We start from the raw sequence: 18,806 nt of genomic DNA, 5'->3' as shown, positions 1-18,806 counted from the left end.
GGCAAGTTGACCCCCGTCGAATACGAGACAATCATGACCACGCCAGCCACTCAGGCTGCGTGACCGAATCTGTCACCCGATCGTGCAGCAGTCCCTTCTGCCGGCCGCTGGACCCGCGCCCGGCACTCGTCACAGGTCCCACAGCCGCAGAATCGCAGAGCGCAAGCTTGACGAGATGACACGGTGATCGCGGCGCAGCCGCGGATTGGGATGCCCCAGATCGGCGAGAGCCTTGGCGGCATCCGCTATCGCGATCGGTTCGAGGTCGACCCCTGTTCGTAGAAGGTAGGCGACTGCACTGCGGGTGTGAGGGATGGGGATCGCATCGGAATCCACCACGGCAGGCGGATGAATCCAGTTGTCAGCGGACACCTGGACGAGGACGTCACCGCGCTGCAGACGCCCGAACCGGCGGACCGCGGGGGAGTCGACACGGAACCACTCCAGGCCGTAGGTGGTCCTCGGACCTGCTGCGGCGCTATGCGCGCCGGCACGCCACGCCCACTGTTCTTTCTCGCTACCGGTCGGTTGATAGTCGGCGATGTGCCACAGGAACATCCGTTCGACCACCGCCGGCAGGAAATCGGGTTCGGCGCGCCCCCGCCCGGTGACGCCGGGGAGCGGTATCGCCCGACCGATCGCCCATATAGCAGTGGCATTGTCGAGGAACACCTGGTCGACTTCGGTGATCGCGTCGATCCCACAGATGAACGCACGCACCGACTCGACCACGTCGGAGTCGTCGCTGATGACGACAGCTTCGTCGGCAACGGTGGAACTGTTGGTTGCGCTGGCCGAACCCACGATCCCTATCTTCGGTGTCGCGACCGCATTCGCGTGCAGATTCGGCGACGACAGCACCCGCACCCCGACGTCCACGAAATGCGCAAGCGCGCTGGGCGCGGTGGCGTGCGCGCGGATCGCGGCCCGGCCGGCATTGACGACAAGAACGTCGCCCGCGGCCAGAGGGAGTAGATCGGGTGCGCCGGTACCCAGATAGGCAATCGCCGCGTATCGCGGCCCTGGGCCGCGCAGGGCTGCGGTGATGTGAGGCCATGGGCTCGGTCCATGGAACGTGGTCCCCATGAGGGCACGGTAGACCGATCATCGGCCGATGGCTCGGCGCTTCATGCCGGGCACGGGACTGCCCCCTCAACGGAATCTATCCAACCGTGTGGACCGTTGTTTGTTCGTTGAGGGAGGCTGGTGGGCATACTGGCGCCATGCGAGTTCGAGACCATGTCGCTTCCGGACGCCGCCCGCACTCCACAAGGGCAATGCCTCTGTCGCCGGCGGTTCGCCGATACGCCGAACAATCCCGGAACGTCGCCATCGGTAGAGACTTCGTCTCCAACGACGGATTTCAACTCGGCCGCTGGGCAGATCGCCAACGAATCGCCCGCGTCATACGGTCACTGCCGCCACAACGCGAACATGAACTCAACGCAATCGGGTTCGACTGGCAAGTGGAACCCATTCCGCAGTCGGACGCGAAACGACTCCTCATGCTGACCGAACTCGCCGCGTATCGAGAAGCCCACGGAACCAGTGAAGTTCCTGTCCACTACGTCACCGACAACGGTGACCGACTGGGGGAGTGGCTCTACCGACAGATCAAACGATGGCGCACAGGCAAACTCCCCGAGACCGAGCAAGCGGTCCTCAGCCTGTTCGGCGTATCCCCCGGCGCCCGCCGACGAGGCCCCCGCACGACCGCCAACCCCACCTGACCTGGGAGATATCGGGCCAGCAACCGAAGGACCAGCCCAAGCACAACGATGCAGGCCCGCACGAGTCTGGTGACCTGGTTCCGAGGTGACGACGGAGCATGCATCGTCCTCACTGCATCCTCACTGCATTGGTGACGCCGAAGTCGGGCGCTTCACCTTGACCGCGCACGCGTTGTCTTCCTGTGGATGTCGCCGGACCGACAGAGGTGGTGCCGGTCGGATGGAGCGCCAGCCGGCAGAGTTCACTCGTATGTGGTCGCACGCTGCGTCCGGCCCGAGATGGATTCACGTCATAGAGCCAGGCCGTCGATTGCGAGTTCGATGTGTTCGCGAATTGCCTCATCGGACAGGGGTTGATGACCGATGACGAGCCGGAAATACAAGGGCGCGTAGAGGAGGTCCAGGATCACATCCGGATCGGCTTTCCGTATTACGCCGGCTGCGATCGCTTCCAGGACGATCGACTTTCCATGCTGTCGTCGAGCGTTGATGTAGCCCTCGCGGAAGGCTTGGGCGACATCGGGGTCGGTCTGGCTCTCGACGATGAGTGCACGTATTGCGGTGCCGGTCGGACCGCGAAACGAGTCGGCCATGTGGATCAATGACTTCGTAATCTCGTCACGGGACATCGCGTCCGGATAGGGGAGCGTGCCTCCGGACTCGCGTAGGAATGCACTCATGATCACGGCCGCCCTGTTGGGCCACCATTTGTAGATCGTGACCTTGCTGACGCCGGCGCGAGCGGCGATCGCCTCCACCGAGGTTGCTGCCAAGCCGTCCTCGATGAGCAAGTGGTAGGCAGCGTCGAGAATGGCCCGTTCCGACCGCGGTGCAGTTCGTCGGTTAGCGCCGCGACCGTCCCGGCTGCCATTGAGGGTTGACATTTTCGAACCCCTCCCTACATGATCTGTACGTTCAGTTCAGTTAGTGACTCACTGCACACAGTAGTCCAGCCTGTGGCTCGCGGCCCCTCCGACCCGAGATTGCAGTCTTCCGACCGTCACCTTCGCACCACACGCACGGCGCAAACAACTTCCGTACCTGGGGAGGCATACATGACCACAACAGACGACTTCACCAGCTTCGACCTTCCGGCCAAGGTCATCCCCCAGGACGGGCCGATCACCGAGGCCGAGATCGCACTGCGCCAGGATCTCGCGGCGGCATACCGGTTGTGCGCACTGTTCGGCTGGGACGACCTCATCTACACCCATATCTCGGCACGTATCCCCGGCCCCGAGCACCATTTCCTGGTCAATCCCCTGGGACTGGGATTCGACGAAATCACAGCCTCCTCACTGGTCAAGATCGACCTGGACGGAAACGTCATCGGCGACTCCCCCCACCGTCCCAACGCTGCAGGATTCGTCATCCACGGCGCGATCCACAGCACCCGAGCCGACGCCCAATGCGTGATGCATCTGCACACCGAAGCCGGCATGGCCCTGAGCGTGCTCGAAGAGGGGTTGCTCCCACTCACCCAGCACGCCATGCGTTTCCACGGACGTATCGGGTACCACGACTACGAGGGCATCGCCCTGACCATGGACGAGCAAGAGCGCATCATCGCCGACCTCGGCGACAACGCGGCCCTGATCTTGCGTAACCACGGGACCCTGACCGTCGGACGAAGTGTCGGACACGCCTTCACCGAGACCTTCTACCTGGAGAAATCTGCGCGGACGCAACTGCTCGCGCTGTCGACCGGGCGCCCCCTGCGGGTCCCCGACGATGACCTCGCAGCCCTGACGGCACGGCAGTGGATCACCGATCTGGGCGTCTCGAACGACAGGGAATGGCCGCATCTACTGCGCAAACTGGATCGAATCGACCCCACGTACAAGGATTGACGGCGTTCGCGACCCTTGCCCCAGCATCCACACGAATCAACGGGAACGGCGCCCGAGGGCTTGCCATCCCACCTCTGTTGAAGCAGGGTGCGAACGCCCCGGGCGAGTCTGGATGCAACTACGCGAGGGCACAGAACCGCCCCTCAGATATTCACAACGGTCCACGTCGAGCGGCCGTTGCATGCCAGCAGAAGCTGCCATGGCGGAAGCCTTCTGTTCAGCGACGACGCCGCAGCCACCCTCCTGGTCGACACCGGATGACCGCGACCGCTCACTGGATGAGCTTTGGCCAGCAACTGACGGAGACACGATGATCCACTTGCCCACCTTCCACGAACACTGGACCCGAGCAGCCACCGCGCATGGCACCGCGCCATTCCTGCTGTTCCACGACGGGTCTGAAGTCACCGCCTACACCTACACCCAGTTCGATGACATCGTCGCCCGGACTGCAGGAACCCTCCGTGACCACGGTGTCACCGCCGGCACCGCCGTACATGTCGCTCTGCGCAACAGTCCTGCATTCGTCGCGACCTGGCTTGCAGTCACCCGCCTCGGTGCATGGTTCGTTCCTGTGGACCCCGCCTCGTCTCCTCGCGACATCACCAACCAGATCCGCCGCACAACTCCAGTTGTCGGGATCTGTGCTGTCAGTCGCGGCCAGACCTACCGCGCAGGCGCCGGCGACGCGGTCCCCGTCATCCTCGAGATGAGAGAAGATGCGACCGACGTCGCCGCACACGGTCCGCTGGTCCTCGGTGCGCCGGTGCACACCCCGGTGGAGAGCATTGCCCCAGCGGATCGACTCGCGGTCATGTTCACCTCGGGCACCACGTCGGAGCCGAAGGGTGTTGTGCTGACCCAGCAAAACTACTCGACCGTCGCCGAAACAATGGCGGACGCGGTCAGCCTCGAGGCCCGGCACCGTTGGCTGGTCTCTCTGCCTCTCTTTCACGCCAACGCGCAGTACTACTGCATCGCACCAGCGATCGCAGTGGGGGCAAGCGTTGCCCTGACCCACGCGTTCTCGGCGTCACAGTGGGTGCGGCAGGCACAGGAGCTGCAGGTCACTCACGCGAGTCTGTTCGCTTCACCCATCCGGATGATCTTGGCTCGCTGCGCTAGTCCAGCGGAATCTCTTTCCCTCGAACATGTTTGGTTCGCGCAGAGTCTCGGCAAAGAGCACCACGAGCAATTCGCCCAGATCGTCGGCTGTCGCCCACGCCAGCTCTACGGCATGACCGAAACCGTCGCCGCTGTCACCTGTGACACCAGCACACCATTGCGCCACGACGTCATCGGCCACCCACTCGGGCACCGTCGAGTAGCGGTGGTCGACGAGATCACTGGGAACCCGGCCGCCCCCGGAGAGCCGGGCATGCTGCTCGTCCACGGAACCCGCGGCGCAGATCTGTTCTCCAGCTATCTCGACGATCCGAAGACCACATCCAGTAGCTTCACCGACCAGGCTGACGGGACAAGCTGGTTTCGGACAGGAGACCTGGTGGCCACCGATCCGGTCACCGGAGCGCTCGGCTTCGTCGGCAGAGCAGATGACGTCATCAAGGTCTCCGGCGAGAACGTCAGCCTCACCGAAGTCGAAGCGGTGCTGGCGCAGGCTCCGGGAGTACTGGAAGCTGCTGTTCTCGCCGAACCCGATCCGATCCGAGACCAGGTCCCCGTCGCCTACGTCGTGGCACGGCAGACCACTCCACCGCTGGACGTCACAGGACTCGCGGACTGGGCCGCCGCCAATCTGCCTCCCGCCTCCCGACCTCGAAAGTGGCACCTCATCGATGAACTGCCCCGCACCAGCGTCGGCAAGGTTCGCCGCTTCCGTATCGGACAGTAGAGTCCCGCCAGCTGTCGGCCGGATACTCGAGAACTCGTGATGGCGCTCATCGAGCTGCTCGGCACTGCTCACCGAAAGTGCTCACCCGTGCGGCTCAGCCGCTACCGCGTGACCGCGACGAATGTGCTGATCATCGGTCCGCCCGGCGTCGGAAAGGCCCATCGGTCGGTCGTTTGACCTGCCCGCGGTGTATGCCGGGTATCGCACCTACTTCACCATGCCAGTCGACCTCGCCGCTCGCTGTCACCGGGCGCGGGCGACGAGGTCGCTGGGCCATACGTTGCGGTTCCACCTCGGGCCGATGTGTCGGTGATCGACGACTCGGCTACTTCCACCATTTCTGGTGAGACGGCGCTGGCCTTGTTTCAGGTTGTCGCGCAACGGTATTTGAAGACGTCGACGTCATCCGCGAACCGGAACCCGCTAGGACGTGTTTTCAGAAGTAGAGATTTCCCGAGGAGGAGTAATGCGGATTCCGCTGTGGATCGCCGGCCCGGCTGTGATTGCGCTGTCGGCTGTCGATGCGACGATAGAGGTCCAGACTCGAGCGGTGGGCGCCCTGACACGGGCCGCGATCCGCAGGATGGACACCGGCATTCCTGCGCGGCCGTCTGATTCGACAGGCGCAGATCGTGCAATCTCCCAGCTCACGTGGCATTCCCGCGGAGCGCTGATGGACTACGTCGAGGAGGTGCAGGTCGAGTGCGGTGCGCATGGTCCGCGGATCGACGCCGGTGACCCGCCTGTCTGCTGCTTGCCGCGTGGACACGGTGGACGACATCGGCCGGACACCGACGACGGCCGGGGGCAAGACCTGCGCTGGGTCGGGATGTGATGTGTATGGCCGGATCTGGCGGCCGCGCGAATCATCCGCCGAGCAGACACCCCTTGGCTCGCTGATCAGCGGGCCAGCGCTAGGAACAGGATCGTGATGGACCCACACGACCGAGAACTGCTCGAATTCGCACGACGTTGGGAGCACTTCGGCGGTCCGAGTGACGCCGACATCCTCGTCGAATTCGGGATGACACCGAGCCGGTTCTCTGAGCGGCTCGAGGAGCTACGGCATCAGCGCCGCCGGTTGTACCCAACTACCGGAGACCGCACTTGTTCGGAGGCCACCGACACGGCCCCACCGGGTCGACGTCCGAGTGACCACTTGTGAAACACGGCCTAACAGCGAACCCCGCCCACGAGTGGGCGGGGTTCGTCGAGTGCAAGCAAGCACCATCGCTCGATGATTCAGTTCTCCCTGTCGCGGAGGAGATACGCGAGCACCGTGCTCTCGAACTCGTCCTTCCGCTCGATCATCGCCCAGTGCCCGCAGTTGGGGAAGACATGCAGTTCGCAGTGCCGAATCAGGCGCATCGGCAGGAGCGAACTGTCGAGTGGCGTCACCCGATCGTCGCGCCCGAATGTGATGAGGGTGGGTGCCTGGATGCGGGAGAGCATCTCGACCTGGCTCACGGCCGCCGCTCCATTCGGGCCCCGCATCGCGGCGAGGGTGGCCGCGTTGAACAGCTTTCGGACGTCGCTCAACGCGGCCGGGTCCGATGCGGTCTTCCAGCGGCTTTCGACGAACTCCGGGGTCAGGATGGCCTTGTCGTACACCATCGATTCCATCCACGCGACGAGACGATCACGGGTGGGGTCCTCGACGAACTGGACCAGAAGCTTGATTCCCTCGGGGGGTGACGCGCTGAACACCGGGGTACCGACGCCGCCGATCGTGACCAGTCGCTTCACCCGTTCGGGATGGCCGGAGGCGAGTCGTGCCGCAATGCTGCCACCCATGGAGTTTCCGACAACGGGAACCGGGCCGAGGTCCATACCGTCGAGGAAGTCGAGCACCGCCGGCAGTGCCGCCAGCATCGGGTTCTCATCGCACGAGTAGCTCTTGCCGAACCCGGGGAAGTCGAGGATCAGGGTGCGGAAGTGCTTTGCGAAGGTCGGCAGGTTGCCCTGATAGTTGCTCCATCCACTGACGCCAGGGCCGGAACCATGAAGGAGAAGCAGCGGGGGACCGTCTCCTGCCTCGTGGTAGTGGAGCACCCCCTTCTCGGTCTCGAGAGTCCGACTGGTGTCGTCATGAGTGTATGTCTGCAGCGTCGCGGTCACTGGTTCGCCCCCTTGGCGGCTTCGACCCATCCGTAGTTGTGCCAGTAGGTTTCGAGCTCAGAGACGGGCCGCGGCCAGGTCTCGATGTAGGTGGCGCCTTCGCTGCCGGCAGTCATGGTGTAAGCCGTGCCTGCCCGGCTGACAAAGATGTCGCCGGGACGGACGATGACTGTTTCGGGTTCCTCGTTGTCGTAGTGCTCGATGTGGTACTCACCTGCGAGCATGAACAGCATCTCGTCCATGTTGTGATGGTGGCGAGGGACCGTGAAGCCCGGAGTCACCCGCAATGGATTGCGGTTGAATCGGGGCCTGTCGATCGGCTTGCTGGTGACGAACATGTTCTCCCCGAAGGTTGCACCGAAATCGATCGGTGCATCCTTCAGTAGTCCGCCTTCGTTCCAGAAGTAGCTGGGACTGGCCTGCTGATTGAGATCCATGGGGATCCAATCCAAGCCGTCGACAAGGTTGCCGAATACGAGTGTCATTGCTTCATCCTAGATTTGAGACGGTCGACCCGTCTCGCCTGGATTCCGCTCGATGGAATGGCCGGCACGGATGGGAACGCACGCGCGGCCCACACGACGGCTACTCCAACGTGGTGTGCCTGGGGGTGACCGACAAGACGCAGCGTTATCGCCAGATCACCAGCCCGGATGCTCCCGAAGGTGTCGTCTCATTCGGAACTGGGAGAGTCCCTCGTCGCCTGTGAGGACGGCGTCGACGATCGCATCGAGTTCTGTCTGGTCGGCAGGTTCCTGCTCTCTCGAACGGCAGGGATCGCGTGGACGACGCCCGCTGCCGTACTCGTCCCAGAGAGCGGACAAAATGGACCGGAACAGCTTCAGAATCGGGTCTGTGCTCAGCGCTGCGAGTTGATCACGTATGCAGGTGCTGCACCGGTCCGACATCGTGTCACCCCGCTGCGGATCTGTTCGGAAGGTAGCCCTGTCGAGAGTTCCCGATCTCATCGCGCTGGTAAGACAAGCCAATTCGACCTCCTCGCGCACCGCGCGCAGATGGTCGGCCGTGACTTGGCGGAAGTCGAGATACAGGGCAACCGTTCGGATACCGGACCTCGGATCGGGCTCGAGAACGACGAGCCCTCCTCCCGGTCCCGGGCGCATCCGAGCCACGCTGTAGTGCTCGAGAATGCGAACCGATTCCCGGAACACCGAGCGGCTGACTGCATAGCGGGACAGGAAATCAGCTTCGGATCCGAGCACTTCACCGACGTACCTGGCCTCTCGGACAATGTCGTCACGAATGCGCCTCGCCACCGATCCGGCCAACTTCCGCTCCTGCGGCCATTCGTCGGGATCGAGGTCCATGGGCCCGACGGCAGTGCTCTCTCCGGGCCGGGGCTGAACGAGACGACTCAACCAGGTGGCGCCCTGTTCGAGGTGGGCTACCAGATCGTTCTCGGCCCGACTCCCAGCTCCCGCGACGACCGCCTCCGCGATCGCCAGGTGTTGCGCGGCGGCCTCGCTACCTTCCTCTTCGGTGTTGATCACACTTCGTACCCGCTGCGTGTACGCCGCCGACAATCTGACGAGGATCTCGATGTAGACCTCGAGTACAGGGTTTCCGGAGAGCCGACCCAACGCGAGGTGGAAGTTCTCGGGGCGAAATCCACTGCCGCCGGACGCGTTGGACCTGAGTTCCTGCACGCCGCTCTCGGTCAACGAATCTGCCATGGCCGCTATCGCCATTCGCTCGAAGATGAATCGGGCGTTCACCAGTTGATCCACTGTCGCCCCGGAGTACTCCAGGTAGATCACGAGGCCGCGGATGGCCGGTGTCGGGTCGGGAGTGCCAACGAGCAGCCCGCCTCCAGGACCCGTTCGCATCTGCACCACCCGAGAATGCTCGAGTACCCTGATCGCCTCACGCAGGATCGACCGGGAAACCCCGAACTGTTCACGCAGTATGGTTTCGGAACCGAGCACCTCACCGATGGGCCATTGCCGCTCGATGATCACTCGTTCGATACGACGCGCAACTTGGACGGCGAGTTTCTCGGGCGCGACGGCTGACGGTGCGCTTGCCTCCTTGAGGCGCATCTACAGGAACTCCTATTCCACTGGCTCCGAGTCGAAATGCTCACGGAGTGTGTGCATTTCGACTCGGAGCCGCTCCAAGTGGATTACAGGCCGTAGCCTACGTCATCGTTGAAGGGCGCATCCGGTGCTCGGAAAGTCGTCGGCCCCCGACAATCGATCATCGTTGGGGGCCGACGGAGATCACCGCTGCGGCGGTGGTGAGAACCGATGGCCCCACAATGCGCCCTCGGTGATTTCGTAGGTCGGCACCTCTTCGGTGACCTGCAAACCGTCCCAACCGAACTCGAACGCATAGTTGTCCGGGGAGTACACGTAGAACGACACCATCTTGTCGTTGGTGTGCTTGCCCAGCGTGTTCATCATCGGCACGTCCGTGTTGTACGCGCGGTCGAGGGCCAGGCCGACGTCGTCGAGGGTCGCAGCCTCGACCATGATGTGGACAACCCGACCGTTGGGTCCGGGCCTGGGTGTGATGCCGAAGCTGTGGTGCCGCGGGTTACATCCCATGAAGTAGACCGGACCCGAGGTGTTCCGCTCGACGAATCCAAGAATTCGACTGTAGAAATCGAATGTCTTCTCGACGTCCTCGGCCGTGACGATCACGTGGCCGAGCCCCATGTTTCCGGTCACGAACTCCGACACCAGCGGCGTGTGCACCGGCACGTGATCGAGAATCGGGCCGTAGAACAGCTCGACCTGGTTTCCACCGGGATCGGCGAAACGGACGAATCCGTTCACCCTGCGCTCTGCGCACTCGTCCTCGGAACCGGAGGACACCTCGATACCCTCCGCGGTGATCTCGCGGACGAGTTCGGCGAGCTCTCGCCGGTTCATCACCTCGAAACCGATCGTGCAGGACGCCTCCTCGGCAGGAGACACCACCAACCGGGCGGGGTAGTGATCCATACGGAAATACAGGGAATCCGGGTCGGCACCTTCGACGCTCATGAAGCCGACGAAGTCTTCTCCGAATCGTTTCCACGCATTGATGTCAGGCGTGTTCAGCCTGAGGTAGCCCAGGGAATGAACCCCCATGCTCAACTCCAATCGGATAGCGGTAACGATGAACGCACTGGCGGACTTGCGCGTGCGGAGTTTTCGCTCAGTCGGTGAAAATGAACCGGTCGGCGACCCGGTGGTGGTTCCAGATCGTCATTTCCTGCTCTTCGCTGAGCCGGTGACCGTCGAAGCTCGGCGAGTGCAGGCCGACCGTGACTTCCTTCATGTTCGCGAAGTCCTGGGAGAAGACCTGTCCCAGGTCAGCGTCACGGTAGTCGTCGAAGTACTGCGGCTCGAACTCGCGCTTCTTGTCGTAGTCGGCGACCGGGACCTGGTCCAGGCTGAAGATCTCGAACAGACATTTGTTGGGATCGTCATCGATCGGCCGAGCCCGGTACCAGAACGCCGAACCCTGTCCCGGGAGGATGATGCTGTTCGGGAACACATTCCAAGAACTGCCGGCCTCGGCCCACTGCTCGGGCGTGATCACCGGCCAGTCGAAGCCCTCGGCGATCGAGAGCTCCCGGTAGAGCTGCAGGAAGTACTTGCCTGCCGTCATGCCCTCGGGAACCTCGGACGTCTTGAGCGTTTCCGCGGCGCGCCAGCTGCGCTCGTTCTCCAGGCCACGCATATCCTCGTGGAGGTACTGGATCGAGGCGGCGATGCTCAGACGCTCGTCGGACTTGCCGTCACCGGCCTTCCTCGACGGGTCCTTGCCGTTCGTCCTGGAGGAGGCCGACTTGGGGCCGAGTGCCGAGTAGTGGGCGTGCCGTTCGTAGACGGTCGTCGGCGCCCACGCACGATTCTCGAGTTCCTTCAGCGAGGCGAGCCGGTCGTCGGACTTGTCGAGACGGAAGAGCTGGGGGTGGGTTCCGGCCACGTGGTAGGCCTCGAGGAACGCATCCATCGCCGTCTTCCAGTTGCACGGTGCGATGATGCCCTTCCCCCACCGGAACCGGAAGTTCTCGAGCTGGAACGGTGCGAAGATCCGCGCGACAGGGTCGAGGTACTCGAGCAGCGGCATCGCCTCGGGGTCGAGGTTGATGAAGACGAAACCCGCCCACTGCTCGGCCCGAACGCGAACCAGTCCGAGATCGTCGTCGGAGCGAGGGACGAACTCCTCGCGGTCGAGGACCAGTCGGATGGAGCCGTCCAGGTTCCAACGCCAGCCGTGGAACGGGCAGATCAGCGACCCGACGCGCCCGCGTCCCCGCGCCAGACGAGTACCCCGGTGACGGCAGGCGTTGTGGTAAGCGCGGATCTCCGTCTTCGACTCACGAACGAGCAGGATCGAGATCTTGCCGATCTCGTACTCGACGAAGGACCCCACGTCCCGCAGTTCTTCGACCCGGCAGGCGATCTGCCACGTGTGGGTGAACATCTTGTCGAGTTCGAGTTTCTGGAACTCCGGGTCCACGTACCGAGCCTTCGGAATGAAGGCACGGTCCAGACGGTACTTCTCGGGTACCTTCTCCGGCGGGACATCGCCCTCAAACCAGATGGGACGATTCATCCGAAGATCGTCAACGGCTGTCATCGCAACCACACTTCCTGTCACTGGCGTTCAACGTGCGTGTGCACGGTGGGTAACTTGGTTGGACCGGTCTCTAGGCGTTCGGGCCTGCGATCTCGACGCCGTCAGAGACCCTGGCGACGTGGATGCAGTTTCCGGGGCATCCGTCGGCAGCATCGATGACATCGAGACGAAGGCTCTCCGGCACGTTGGCGGACGCGCCCTCCTCGGTCAGTAGCGGACCATCCGGATCGTTCTTGACGTGTGCGACGCCCTCGTCGTCGAACTGGAAGACGTCGGGGGCGTACTGGACGCACAGTCCATCGCCGGTGCACAGGTTGTGTTCGATCCACACCCGGACTTCGTCACTCATGATTTTGCCTTCCTCATCCACTAGGGAGCGGCCAGCAGTGTCCGGGCGCTGTCGCGCGGCGGTCACGGTCTGGGCAAGAGTCTCGCCTGCACCTTTAGGTCGATCCCTCATGCGGTCGCTGCCTGATGCTCCGCGGTACTAGGCTTTGAAAAGACTCTCCACCAGTGGTTTCGGATTGTCTATTTGGCTTTCCATCCTATGGAATAGGCGTTGCAAGCGCCTCGAGGAGACGCCCTAAGCTCAGTGAGCACTGAGCGGACGTCGCTCGGGCCGGGGGCACCCAGGCCCTGTTCACGGAGTGGACCACGGTCGTTCCGTTGATTACGTACGTTCACCCTTTCACCGTCCTGCGGAGGAACACCGATGTCACTACCCATGCCGGCAACCGGCAACGATCCGGACTCCGCGCGGGGCTGGACCGCCACGATGATTGTCGGCATCATCCTCATGTCTGCCGTGCTCGAAGCGCTCTCGCTGGGCAACAGCATGATCTCGATCGGACTGCCCAACATCCTGAAGGAGTTCCCGACGACGCAGGGCGGCTGGCTGATCACCGTCTACTTCCTCGTCGGTGCAGTGTGCGCGCCGCTCCTCGGCAAGGCTGCCGATCTCTATGGCAAGCGTCGGGTCCTGCTGATCACCATGACTGTGGCCGGAACCGGTGCCCTCGTCTGCGCCATGGCCCCGACCTTCACCGTCCTGCTGATCGGCCGGATCCTCCAGGGCCCCATTCTCGCAACGCTCTCGTTGATTCCGTCCTTCATCCGTGACATCTATCCCCCCAAGCAGGCCGCGTTCGCCGCCAGTATCACCGTCACCGGAATGGGCGCCTTCACGATCGCAGCGCCTACGGTCATCGGATGGCTGCTGGAAAACTACGGCTTCCGCGGAATGTTCCTGTTCGACGCGGTCTGGACCCTCGGCCTGTGCGCCGCGATCTGGCTGATCCTGCCCGAGTCGACCAATCGTCGAGAGACCAAGCCGGACTTCCTCGGCGGTGTCCTCCTGGCAGGCGCCGTTGTTCCCGTGCTGCTCTACGTCAGCATGGGCCGGACGTGGGGTTGGCTCGATGCCTCCCCGCTGCTGCTCGTCGGCCTCGCGCTCGGATATGCCTTCGTGCGGCGCACTCGTACCGCAGACGAGCCCATCGTCAACCTGTCACTCTTCCGGCGTAAGCCCCTCGTGTTCGTGGCGTTCGCCGGCGCAGTTTCCTACGCGGTGTCGGCTGCGACCTACCAGGTGGTTCCGTTGCTCGCGATGACCTCGCGGGACCACGGCATCACCTACGGACTCGGATTGAATGCCCTGGAGTACTCGAGCATCGCAACACCGAAGCAGCTGGCTACTGTTGCCGGTGGCGCTTTGATCGGTGTCCTGCTTGCACGAGGCCGTAACCCGCGCACCTTCCTGACCTTGGGAATCGCACTCTTCGCGCTCTCGTCGGTGTCATTCGCTTTGGCACACGACACGTTCACCACCGTCCTGGTCGGTAGCCTCCTTCTCGGTCTGGCCAGCGGCGTCTCCAGCGCTGCGGTGCCGAACCTGGTGATGCGTGCAACGCCTGCCGGCGACCAGGGATCGACGGCGGGATCTGTGCAGCTGTGCACCACCGGTGCATCGTCGATTCTTCCGGTCGTCATGTTCGCCGTACTGGCTCCGTACATGGTGGCCTCGCCGGAAGGTGTCGTGTACTACCAGGACCAGGGCATCACCACGTGGCTGTGGGTCTCGGCCGTGATCTGTATCCTCGCACTCGTCGTCGGCGCCACGATCCTTCGCGAACGGCGGGGCGAGGTCATCGAGGAATTCTCGGCCAACACACCGGAAGCTGCGCCTGACACCGACGGCGACGTGTCGCCGAGCAAGGGCGACCCCGAGCTAAACCCGCTCTGACCTGACATTCGGGTGCCTGCCGTCACGTCGGCCGCCGCACCGAGCCATTATCGTCACATCTCAGGAGGTCGGCCCATGGCCGAGACTGTGTCAACAGACATCCTTATCGTCGGTGCAGGCCCTGTCGGGCTGTTCGGTGCGTACACGGCGGGCTTCCGCGGCCTGTCGACCGTCCTCGTCGACGCCCTTCCTCAGTGCGGTGGGCAGATCGCCGCGCTGTATCCGGAGAAGGAGATCCGCGACATCGCTGCCGTGCCGGGCGCGCTCGGGCGGGAGGTCGTCGCTGCGCTCAAGGCGCAGGCCGACGCATTCGATCCGACCTATCTTCTGGGCCGTCAGGCGGTCACCCTGGCGCACTCCGCGGAAGGGCGTCCGCAGGTCACGTTGTCCGACGGCACCGTCGTCGATGCCGGAGCAGTGGTTGTCACCGCGGGTATCGGGACCTTCACCCCTCGCACGCTTCCGGCCGGCGAGGAGTTTCTCGATCGCGGCCTGAGCTACTTCGTACCCGACCCGCAGGAGCATGCCGATCGTGACGTGCTCGTCGTCGGGGGCGGCGACAGCGCCGTCGACTGGGCGCTTGCGCTGCGGAAGATCGCCCGCTCGGTGACACTGGTTCACCGTCGTAGTGCCTTTCGTGCACATGCCGCGAGCGTGCGAGAACTTCACGAGAGCGGCGTCGAGATCATCACCGACGCACAGGTCGAGTCGCTGCAGGGCAACGGCACCGTGCAGCAGGCCCATGTGCGGATCGACGGCGAGAACGAGGCTCGGGTAGTGCCCGTCGACGCGGTCGTCGCGGCGCTCGGGTTCGTCAGCAACCTCGGACCGCTGACGGAATGGGGGATGGAGCTGGACCGTCGCACGATCGTTGTCGATACCCGAATGCAGACGACGGCGCCGCGTGTCTACGCTGCAGGCGACATCACCTCTTACACGGGGAAGGTCCGGCTCATGTCGGTCGGATTCGGCGAGGTGGCCACCGCAGTCAACAACGCAGCAGTGGTGTTGGACCCGGCACTCTCGCTCTTCCCCGGTCATTCGACAGACGCTGCCTGAACAGACTCGAAAGGAAACCGTCGGCTCGAACCGACGGTTTCCTTTCGGCTTCGGCTCTCTGGACCACAAGTTCGGACGGCCGGAATCCCGAAGGCCCCCGAGGTTTACAACCTCGGGGGCCTTCGAGCTTGGCTGGATCCGTGATCAGTCGTTCTCGTCTGCCATGTCCAACGCGGCGAGATAGGAGAAGACCATGGACGATCCGACCGGGCCGCCCGCGCCGGGGTAGATCCGACCGGTCATGGGTGCCATGGTGTTCCCGGATGCGTACAGGCCGGCAATGACGGATCCGTCCTCCCGCAGAACACGGGAGTGATCGTCGGTCTTCAGGCCACCCTTCGTCCCCAGGTCCGACACCACGATCTGCGCGGCGTAGTACGGGGGCCTGTCGATCAGGCCGAGGCACGGATTGGGTCCGTCGTCGTGGGAACCGCACGTCTTGACGATGTTGAGATCCCACGGCGCGTCACCACGACCGAAGGCTTCGTCCTTACCGCTGAGCGCGTACTCGTTGAACTGAGCGACGCTCTTCGTCAGAGTCCCGGCAGGCACCCCGATCAGTTCGGCAAGCTCCTCGAGGGTGTCTGCCCGCTTGAGGACGCCGGCCTCGAGGAACTGGTCGACGTCGAACCAGTCCTCGGACTGCGGTGCCACCGGCGGCGAGGAGAACGCCCGCTTGTTGTCGAACTGACGCTGATCGAAGACCCAGTGGACCGGGATGTGAGAAACCTCGGAATTGCGGTGGGCGCGGAGGATTTCGTGTCCGGACCTGTCGTACGGGAGTCGTTCGTTCATGAAACGCTCACCGGCGGCGTTGACCCAGATCCCGCTCCAGACGGAGGTGTAGAACACGGGACGGTCGTTGGGCACCACGAGGCCGGGAGCAAACCAGGCCTCCTCGAGCAGATCCGTTGCGGCACCGACATCGATACCGGCGAGCAGTGCGTCGCCGGTGTTGCCGGGTGCCCCCTGCGACCATTCTCCCGTGGTCTCGGGCTGGTACTTCTGACGGAACTCGGCATTGCGCTCGTATCCGCCGGCCGCGAGGATGACGCCGCGGCGAGCGCGCAGCGTAATCGTCTCTCCCTCGGACGTCGCCTCGACGCCGACGACCCGACCGTCTTCGACGACCAGTCCCGTGAGCGGTGTGTTCGTTCGGATTTCGCCGTTCCCGGTTTCCATGAAGGAGAGCAGCAGGCGACCGATGAGTGCCTGCCCACCCGTCATCACGTCACCGGGGTGGGCGCCGGAACGTTCGGCCCACTGCGGCCGCCGAACCAGCGGCTCGAGATCGCCCAGTGCCGAACGCTCGAGGGCTTCCGGGAAGATCGTGCGGCCACCGGGCAGACTTCCCGGCGCCTTCTCGAAGTAGTCGGGGACACCGAGCCAATAGAATTGACCCATCGATGAATGGCTCTCGAGTTCATCGATCATCGATGCCCCAACGCGCAGGAAGACCTCCCGCAGGCTGGCAGGCGCGTCCTCGCCGACGATGGCATCGAGGTAGGGGCGAGCCTCGTCGGGTCCCGAATCCAGCCCGGCGCGACGCTCGGCCGCGTTGCCCGGCAGCCACAGCCCCGAACCCGAATATGCCGTCGTGCCACCGATGAACTCAGTCTTCTCGATGACCAGTGTCCGGAGTCCGCGGGCAGCAGCAGCAACTGCACCGACCAACCCGGCACCCGAGCCGACGACGATGACGTCGTAGGTGTCTTCAGCCTCGTTCTTCTGCAATTTCATCCCTTTCCTGCGTAGTGCGAGTCCCGAGAGGGACCCAAATCCTCAGTAGACAGAGTTGGAAGCTTCTTCCAGTTTCGTGAACATGTTCGCACTGGCCTCGTCGAGTTCCATCACCTCGATGAAGTGGCCGAGTTCTGCAGTGAGGTCCAGGTATCCGAACCGGATGCCACCGCTGACGCCGTACTGCGCCCACTTGCGTCCGCTTCGCGCCACCATTGCGGACGCCTCGTCGAAGTCGTCAACTCGAAAGCCGGCATGGTGGAAAGTTGCGGGGGTGTCGGCGCGAAGCCTCCCGCGATAGAGGTCCACAGAGCCGCTCACCGGCCGGATGATCTCGATGTTGGTCGCGCCCGCATTGACCAGAGCCACATCGATCACCCATTCCTCGGCGATCGCACCGTCGACGATGACGAACGAACCCTCGATGGAGCTGGGATCCAGGGGATTGTCCTGTGCTTTCGTGTCGAGCGTTCGACCCAACGACGATCGGTAGCTCTTGCGGCATTCGACGGTCCCCAACTTCGACTCCAAGAACCTTGCCGCACCATCGACGTCTTCGGTTACGTAGCCCAACTGCATGCAGTTGCGCATCAGGTCACTCAACGACTTCACAATGAATCCTCGCCCTCGGCATAGTGTTCGCGCGCGTGGAAATCTCCGAGTGAACTCGGATCGCCACGACGTATCTCGACTGTCGTCTGGAGGTCCATCTCGGTCCAGCGCCCATGCCATCTGGCGGAATGGGATTGGAATCAGTGCTACGACATGAGCTCCAGGGCGCGGCGGCTACCCGACGCGTCCGCGTATTGACTCGGTGATTGCGTGCCCTCACGATGGGGAGGTGAACACCGAGAATGCCGCATCGAACGGGACCCCGCAGGTCGGAGCTGCTACCGCATCGTGCGGACGCACGGTTTCCGGGGCCGGCGAGCGATCGCCACGCGATGCGGAAGCCCGTTCGGATCTCGAGCGCGTCGATCACATCCTGATCACCATGCGTCACGCCCTGCATCAGGTGGAATCCGTGGGCCCAATCGATGTGGCGCTCCTGGAGCGGGATTCGGCGTCGGGTCTCGTGATTGAGCGGGTACTCGCGAACCTGATGGACATGGCGTTCGACATCAACTGCCACGTTTCCCGGGCGAGCTCAGGGACCACACCTGCGACCTTCGCCGAGTCGTGTGAGGCTGCCGTTGAACTCGGGTTGATCGATGCCGAACTCGCTTCCGAACTCGTACCGGTCGACGGGCCCCACCACGTACTGATGCAGTTGTGTCTCGATTCCGAGCCCGAACAGGTCGAGGCGGTCGTCGCTCGGGCGTTGTCCGCGTTCCGGGGGTTCGAGTGCAGCGTCGAGGCTTACGCAGGTGAGTGGCGACGCAGTCCGAGGCCGGCTCCACCGAAGGCCATTCGGCAACCGGGGTGATACCACTGACGTGGTTCGCACACCCGGATGTTCAGTCGAGGATGTCGCGGACCTGCGTCGTCTCGTGAGCCTCGTTGAAAGTCATCGCCCGGGCGGCCTTCATGTGCTTGCCCCAGTGGATGAACGCCGCTTCGCCGTCGCGTTCGCGGAGCAGTTTGATCAGGCGGCGCAGGGACCGGACGAACAGTTTGTA

Annotated in this window: 19 protein-coding genes; 9 read left to right on the top strand and 10 right to left on the bottom strand. The window is 63.6% G+C overall.

Annotated features, from left to right (window positions below):
- Positions 1–129: 129 nt before the first annotated feature.
- Positions 130–1,086: a phosphatidylserine/phosphatidylglycerophosphate/cardiolipin synthase family protein gene (locus ACFYVR_RS26510; protein ID WP_387479220.1), complete on the bottom strand. Its 957-nt coding sequence runs from the start codon at positions 1,084–1,086 to the stop codon at positions 130–132.
- 191 nt (positions 1,087–1,277) lie between these two features.
- Here ACFYVR_RS26510 and ACFYVR_RS26505 point away from each other — a divergent pair, with 191 nt between their 5' ends.
- Positions 1,278–1,730 carry a helicase associated domain-containing protein gene (locus tag ACFYVR_RS26505; protein ID WP_387479217.1) on the top strand — a complete coding sequence of 151 codons (453 nt, stop codon included), beginning with the start codon at positions 1,278–1,280 and terminating at the stop codon, positions 1,728–1,730.
- A 290-nt stretch (positions 1,731–2,020) separates the two neighbouring features.
- Here the strand turns inward: ACFYVR_RS26505 and ACFYVR_RS26500 are convergent, their stop codons facing one another.
- On the bottom strand, positions 2,021–2,614 hold the full coding sequence (locus ACFYVR_RS26500; protein WP_387479214.1) for a TetR/AcrR family transcriptional regulator: 594 nt from the start codon (positions 2,612–2,614) through the stop codon (positions 2,021–2,023).
- Positions 2,615–2,785: 171 nt separating this feature from the next.
- Between ACFYVR_RS26500 and ACFYVR_RS26495 the strand changes: the two genes are divergently transcribed.
- The 5 genes from ACFYVR_RS26495 to ACFYVR_RS26475 all read left to right on the top strand — a co-directional run bounded on the left by ACFYVR_RS26495 (position 2,786) and on the right by ACFYVR_RS26475 (position 6,597).
- A complete protein-coding gene (locus ACFYVR_RS26495) occupies positions 2,786–3,580 on the top strand; it encodes a class II aldolase/adducin family protein (RefSeq protein WP_387479211.1) in 795 nt (264 codons plus the stop codon).
- A gap of 310 nt (positions 3,581–3,890) precedes the next feature.
- Positions 3,891–5,432: a class I adenylate-forming enzyme family protein gene (locus ACFYVR_RS26490; RefSeq protein ID WP_387479208.1), complete on the top strand. Its 1,542-nt coding sequence runs from the start codon at positions 3,891–3,893 to the stop codon at positions 5,430–5,432.
- Positions 5,433–5,471: 39 nt separating this feature from the next.
- A complete protein-coding gene (locus ACFYVR_RS26485) occupies positions 5,472–5,609 on the top strand; it encodes a hypothetical protein (protein WP_387479205.1) in 138 nt (45 codons plus the stop codon).
- 289 nt (positions 5,610–5,898) lie between these two features.
- Positions 5,899–6,267: a hypothetical protein gene (locus tag ACFYVR_RS26480; protein WP_387479202.1), complete on the top strand. Its 369-nt coding sequence runs from the start codon at positions 5,899–5,901 to the stop codon at positions 6,265–6,267.
- Positions 6,268–6,363: 96 nt separating this feature from the next.
- On the top strand, positions 6,364–6,597 hold the full coding sequence (locus ACFYVR_RS26475) for a DUF3263 domain-containing protein (protein ID WP_387479199.1): 234 nt from the start codon (positions 6,364–6,366) through the stop codon (positions 6,595–6,597).
- Positions 6,598–6,674: 77 nt separating this feature from the next.
- Here ACFYVR_RS26475 and ACFYVR_RS26470 read toward each other — a convergent pair whose 3' ends face one another.
- The 6 genes from ACFYVR_RS26470 to ACFYVR_RS26445 form a co-directional block, all read right to left on the bottom strand.
- Positions 6,675–7,580, bottom strand: a complete 906-nt coding sequence (locus tag ACFYVR_RS26470; protein WP_387479195.1) for an alpha/beta fold hydrolase — start codon at positions 7,578–7,580, stop codon at positions 6,675–6,677.
- Entirely contained in the window at positions 7,547–8,035 is a 489-nt protein-coding gene (locus ACFYVR_RS26465) for a cupin domain-containing protein (RefSeq protein WP_387479192.1), read from the bottom strand. Before ACFYVR_RS26465 ends, ACFYVR_RS26470 begins: the two co-directional genes overlap by 34 nt.
- 156 nt (positions 8,036–8,191) lie before the next feature.
- Positions 8,192–9,610, bottom strand: coding sequence for a FadR/GntR family transcriptional regulator (locus ACFYVR_RS26460; RefSeq protein ID WP_387479189.1), 1,419 nt, complete (start codon positions 9,608–9,610; stop codon positions 8,192–8,194).
- Positions 9,611–9,790: 180 nt separating this feature from the next.
- Positions 9,791–10,645 carry a VOC family protein gene (locus ACFYVR_RS26455; RefSeq protein WP_387479186.1) on the bottom strand — a complete coding sequence of 285 codons (855 nt, stop codon included), beginning with the start codon at positions 10,643–10,645 and terminating at the stop codon, positions 9,791–9,793.
- A gap of 67 nt (positions 10,646–10,712) precedes the next feature.
- Positions 10,713–12,122, bottom strand: coding sequence for an SRPBCC family protein (locus ACFYVR_RS26450; protein ID WP_387479183.1), 1,410 nt, complete (start codon positions 12,120–12,122; stop codon positions 10,713–10,715).
- 94 nt (positions 12,123–12,216) lie between these two features.
- Complete coding sequence (locus ACFYVR_RS26445; protein WP_387479180.1) at positions 12,217–12,495, bottom strand: ferredoxin; 279 nt, start codon at positions 12,493–12,495, stop codon at positions 12,217–12,219.
- A 363-nt stretch (positions 12,496–12,858) separates the two neighbouring features.
- Between ACFYVR_RS26445 and ACFYVR_RS26440 the strand changes: the two genes are divergently transcribed.
- Complete coding sequence (locus ACFYVR_RS26440; RefSeq protein ID WP_387479178.1) at positions 12,859–14,388, top strand: MFS transporter; 1,530 nt, start codon at positions 12,859–12,861, stop codon at positions 14,386–14,388.
- 75 nt (positions 14,389–14,463) lie between these two features.
- The gene (locus ACFYVR_RS26435) at positions 14,464–15,447 is read left to right on the top strand and encodes an NAD(P)/FAD-dependent oxidoreductase (protein ID WP_387479223.1); all 984 of its coding nucleotides are present in this window, start codon (positions 14,464–14,466) and stop codon (positions 15,445–15,447) included.
- A 144-nt stretch (positions 15,448–15,591) separates the two neighbouring features.
- On the opposite strand, the gene ACFYVR_RS26430 is transcribed toward ACFYVR_RS26435, so the two are convergent.
- On the bottom strand, positions 15,592–17,187 hold the full coding sequence (locus ACFYVR_RS26430; protein ID WP_387479175.1) for an FAD-dependent oxidoreductase: 1,596 nt from the start codon (positions 17,185–17,187) through the stop codon (positions 15,592–15,594).
- Positions 17,188–17,229: 42 nt separating this feature from the next.
- Positions 17,230–17,799 (bottom strand): VOC family protein, encoded by a 570-nt coding sequence (locus tag ACFYVR_RS26425; protein WP_387479172.1) that lies wholly within the window; start codon positions 17,797–17,799, stop codon positions 17,230–17,232.
- Between the two features lie 229 nt (positions 17,800–18,028).
- Here ACFYVR_RS26425 and ACFYVR_RS26420 point away from each other — a divergent pair, with 229 nt between their 5' ends.
- Positions 18,029–18,613: a hypothetical protein gene (locus ACFYVR_RS26420; protein WP_387479169.1), complete on the top strand. Its 585-nt coding sequence runs from the start codon at positions 18,029–18,031 to the stop codon at positions 18,611–18,613.
- Positions 18,614–18,806 lie beyond the last annotated feature (193 nt).

The organism is Rhodococcus sp. NPDC003318 (genome assembly GCF_042879035.1).
GTDB lineage: Bacteria > Actinomycetota > Actinomycetes > Mycobacteriales > Mycobacteriaceae > Rhodococcus_G.
Note: the sequence above shows the minus strand (reverse complement) of the source record. Positions and strands in the feature narration are given on the sequence as shown.

Coding starts and splice junctions, on each gene's coding strand:
- ACFYVR_RS26510 (WP_387479220.1), bottom strand. CDS start 1,086: ATGGGGACCACGTTCCATGGACCGAGCCCATGGCCTCACATCACCGCA.
- ACFYVR_RS26505 (WP_387479217.1), top strand. CDS start 1,278: ATGCCTCTGTCGCCGGCGGTTCGCCGATACGCCGAACAATCCCGGAAC.
- ACFYVR_RS26500 (WP_387479214.1), bottom strand. CDS start 2,614: ATGTCAACCCTCAATGGCAGCCGGGACGGTCGCGGCGCTAACCGACGA.
- ACFYVR_RS26495 (WP_387479211.1), top strand. CDS start 2,786: ATGACCACAACAGACGACTTCACCAGCTTCGACCTTCCGGCCAAGGTC.
- ACFYVR_RS26490 (WP_387479208.1), top strand. CDS start 3,891: ATGATCCACTTGCCCACCTTCCACGAACACTGGACCCGAGCAGCCACC.
- ACFYVR_RS26485 (WP_387479205.1), top strand. CDS start 5,472: ATGGCGCTCATCGAGCTGCTCGGCACTGCTCACCGAAAGTGCTCACCC.
- ACFYVR_RS26480 (WP_387479202.1), top strand. CDS start 5,899: ATGCGGATTCCGCTGTGGATCGCCGGCCCGGCTGTGATTGCGCTGTCG.
- ACFYVR_RS26475 (WP_387479199.1), top strand. CDS start 6,364: ATGGACCCACACGACCGAGAACTGCTCGAATTCGCACGACGTTGGGAG.
- ACFYVR_RS26470 (WP_387479195.1), bottom strand. CDS start 7,580: ATGGGTCGAAGCCGCCAAGGGGGCGAACCAGTGACCGCGACGCTGCAG.
- ACFYVR_RS26465 (WP_387479192.1), bottom strand. CDS start 8,035: ATGACACTCGTATTCGGCAACCTTGTCGACGGCTTGGATTGGATCCCC.
- ACFYVR_RS26460 (WP_387479189.1), bottom strand. CDS start 9,610: ATGCGCCTCAAGGAGGCAAGCGCACCGTCAGCCGTCGCGCCCGAGAAA.
- ACFYVR_RS26455 (WP_387479186.1), bottom strand. CDS start 10,645: ATGGGGGTTCATTCCCTGGGCTACCTCAGGCTGAACACGCCTGACATC.
- ACFYVR_RS26450 (WP_387479183.1), bottom strand. CDS start 12,122: ATGAATCGTCCCATCTGGTTTGAGGGCGATGTCCCGCCGGAGAAGGTA.
- ACFYVR_RS26445 (WP_387479180.1), bottom strand. CDS start 12,495: ATGAGTGACGAAGTCCGGGTGTGGATCGAACACAACCTGTGCACCGGC.
- ACFYVR_RS26440 (WP_387479178.1), top strand. CDS start 12,859: ATGTCACTACCCATGCCGGCAACCGGCAACGATCCGGACTCCGCGCGG.
- ACFYVR_RS26435 (WP_387479223.1), top strand. CDS start 14,464: ATGGCCGAGACTGTGTCAACAGACATCCTTATCGTCGGTGCAGGCCCT.
- ACFYVR_RS26430 (WP_387479175.1), bottom strand. CDS start 17,187: ATGAAATTGCAGAAGAACGAGGCTGAAGACACCTACGACGTCATCGTC.